This window comes from [Chlorobium] sp. 445 (assembly GCA_002763895.1).
Lineage (GTDB): Bacteria > Bacteroidota > Chlorobiia > Chlorobiales > Thermochlorobacteraceae > Thermochlorobacter.
This window is the reverse complement of the sequence record NSLH01000060.1, coordinates 1-2,755: the sequence shown is the minus strand read 5'-3', so window position 1 is coordinate 2,755 and position 2,755 is coordinate 1. Positions and strand designations below refer to the sequence as shown.

General features: G+C 55.6%; 3 protein-coding genes. All 3 read right to left on the bottom strand.

Going from position 1 to position 2,755, the window contains the following annotated elements; all coding sequences use genetic code 11:
- Positions 1 to 243: 243 nt before the first annotated feature.
- From CMR00_12595 to CMR00_12585, 3 genes are read right to left on the bottom strand one after another with little or no spacing between them, the layout of a single operon-like run.
- Positions 244 to 1,113 carry a type II restriction endonuclease gene (locus tag CMR00_12595; GenBank protein ID PIO47029.1) on the bottom strand — a complete coding sequence of 290 codons (870 nt, stop codon included), beginning with the start codon at positions 1,111 to 1,113 and terminating at the stop codon, positions 244 to 246.
- Positions 1,110 to 2,072 carry a DNA (cytosine-5-)-methyltransferase gene (locus CMR00_12590; GenBank protein ID PIO47028.1) on the bottom strand — a complete coding sequence of 321 codons (963 nt, stop codon included), beginning with the start codon at positions 2,070 to 2,072 and terminating at the stop codon, positions 1,110 to 1,112. The genes CMR00_12595 and CMR00_12590 overlap by 4 nt, the downstream gene beginning before the upstream one ends.
- A gap of 35 nt (positions 2,073 to 2,107) precedes the next feature.
- Positions 2,108 to 2,644 (bottom strand): GNAT family N-acetyltransferase, encoded by a 537-nt coding sequence (locus CMR00_12585; protein ID PIO47030.1) that lies wholly within the window; start codon positions 2,642 to 2,644, stop codon positions 2,108 to 2,110.
- Positions 2,645 to 2,755 lie beyond the last annotated feature (111 nt).

The window sequence follows — 2,755 nt, the reverse complement described above, 5'->3', positions numbered from 1 at the left end:
AGCTGCTCCCAGATGGCTCCGTGATCACGGTGCAGTGGTTTGAGCGGGCCCGCTTCGAGGAGCACCCGCACAACCCAGAGCCGTACCGCGTGCTGTTGGGGTTGCTCGGCAGTGAGGCCGCCGCGACGGGCGAGTAGGCACAGAAGTGCAGAGCGCAAAGCGGGAGGTCGTTCTGACCTCCCGCTTCATTATTTGTGGTGGTTGTGCAAGTAGCTGCTGTAGTGACAGCAGCTTTCTTTATAATCATCCGATCAAATCAAATGGGAGATCACTTATATCACGGAGCCGTTGCCCATCAAGCATCGTTTGCAGGCTCTTCACTGCATCGGTCATGTTTAATTCGGTGAGACTCTCACGCAGTTCATCAAGGGCAAAGTGGTAGACACAGTCAATATCGCCTGTTCCAAGCGCAAGCGATGCAATCCGGCTCGGCATAGGCTCACCAGTGATCACCGCAATGTGCGGCAAATGTCCCTTACGATTGCGGATCAGGTTGAGAGCTTCGGCGCGTGCATTCTGCGCGCGATCACTGCGGAGCGTCCATTTGCAAGAGATACTCGCCTGTAGCAACGGCTGCGTGGTATTGGCTGCACGCATTATAGTGCGCCGCGCAATCGTTTCATTGACCAATGGTTCTGCCGTATTGTGATTGATCTCGCGGTCGTGAAAAGGATAACGCAGCACGACAATATCTGGTCTTATCAAATAGTCGCTGCCAACAATTGCGGCAAGAAATGGCGTGGCTTTTATCGCTTCGTCCAAAGCTGCAAGATGGGCATATTGTTCAAATTGGGCAATTGCTAAACGCCCACCCCCAATCTTGTGGGTAACTTCCCATGTGCCCGGCAAGAGATGCTGCACATACTGTAAGGCAATTCGCAGATAATCGGCACAAATGACCTCAAACTGTTTGCCTGCGATCTGTCCGGCGAGACGGGTTCCGCTCCTGTTTTCACCAAGACGATGCAGAATACCGGTAGCAATCTGCACACTCAGGACACTATCTTTGTCGGCGTTGCTAGGAACACGCTGAGTATCGGTACGCAGGATGGACTGAAGCAGTTCCTGATGAAACGCCCGCCGCAGTTGCCCAAAGACTGGCTCGGCAGTCATGCTTCTACCTCCACTGGTATCTGCACGTACCGTTGCGATGTGAGACACGCATAAACTTGTCGGGCAACCGCGCAGGCAACTGGAGGGGGGAATGCATTACCCACTTGACGGTATGCAGCAGTCTTTCGTCCCGCAAAATGCCAATCATCAGGGAAGCCTTGTAAACGGGCAACCATGCGTACTGTGAGCCGCGGCATACCCACAAAATCGGGGGCGGGAGGTTCATCCCCAATGCCGAGACCATCCACCCCTAGCGCAGCCCACGCTTGACGAGCACGGGAAGGACCGAGATCAGGGCCTCCGTGCTTTAAGGAACCACCAACAATTGTGGGGGCAATTGTATTCGCTTGCTGGCTCCATGCACTCGCTCCGCGCCAACCCCGCACACTCATCAGATCATAGAGGATAGCCCCAACTGTCGGTGGTTCATAGGGAAGTTTCTGAGGCCAGCGAAAGGTATCTGCGAATGCATGGCGTAGGGCTACACACACAACGCGCGGGCGCAGTTGCGGCACACCGAAATCTGCCGCATAGAGCAGTCTCCAAGCCGGAGTATACCCCAGCTTGGAGAGGTAGGTATCAATATGAACGCGGTATGGGGCGAATACCGGATGCAATAGTCCGCGCACATTCTCAAAGATGACGGCTTTGGGGCGGACTTCATCAACAATACGCAGGGCATCCGGGAATAGATTGCGCTCATCACGTTCACCAAGCTGCTTCCCCGCAACCGAGAAGGGCGGACACGGCAACCCCGCCGCGAGGAGATCTACGCCAGCATAAGAGCTGCCATTAAAATCCACAAGGTTGGCTTCAATCACATTCCAATGCGGACGATTTAGTCGCAGTGTATCACAGCAGTGCTTGTCTCTATCAAGTGCTGCGGCATGCATAAAGCCAGCTTGTTCTATCCCTAGTGCTTGCCCACCGCCGCCTGCACATAGCTCAATAACATGCATCGGGTAGGCTGATCCAGCCGCTGCGTGATGTAGCCTCATAGCCATACTTCCGCGCTAACGCTACGATACGGCACAAAGCCACGAGCTTGATAATTGGCGAGGGCATGGGAGCCATCCAGCGTGCAAGTATGCACCCACACCCGCTCAGCTCCATCAGCATACGCCTGCTGGACTCCGACCGAGAGCAGATACTTGCCCAAGCCGCGCCCATGAAATTGGGGTATCAAGCCGAAGTAGGCAACCTCCGTGCCCAGTTCATCCGAAGCCGTATTTAGCTCAACATAGCCTGCGGGTGTGCCGCGCACATACAGCACCAGCAGCGTGACACTCGGCTGACTCAGATACGTGTGCAGTTGCTCATCGCTCCAACTGAGCCGATCCCGCCAGTAGTAATCTTTGCCCACCGTACTGTAGAGGAAGCGGTAGAAAGCGGGCAATGGCTCGTGCGCGATCTGCACCTGTACATCCGCGTGGTGTCGCCACTGCGCCCACGCCGGGCGGAACTGCGCTTGCGTTGGAATTTCGAGGTACGTTGTCACCACCGGCACAAACCGTGCGCCAGAGGTTCTCATGTTGTTCATGGGGTTAAGGGGTCAGGATCCGCATGATCGGCTTCAGCTGGTGCAGTATCGGGCTGGATCGGTAACGGCAGTACGCCGCCACCATCTGAGCCAGCACTGCCC

What these genes read in the sequence shown, in the direction of transcription:
- CMR00_12595 (PIO47029.1), bottom strand. Translation starts at nt 1,113, where the DNA reads ATGACTGCCGAGCCAGTCTTTGGGCAACTGCGGCGGGCGTTTCATCAG.
- CMR00_12590 (PIO47028.1), bottom strand. Translation starts at nt 2,072, where the DNA reads ATGCATGTTATTGAGCTATGTGCAGGCGGCGGTGGGCAAGCACTAGGG.
- CMR00_12585 (PIO47030.1), bottom strand. Translation starts at nt 2,644, where the DNA reads ATGAGAACCTCTGGCGCACGGTTTGTGCCGGTGGTGACAACGTACCTC.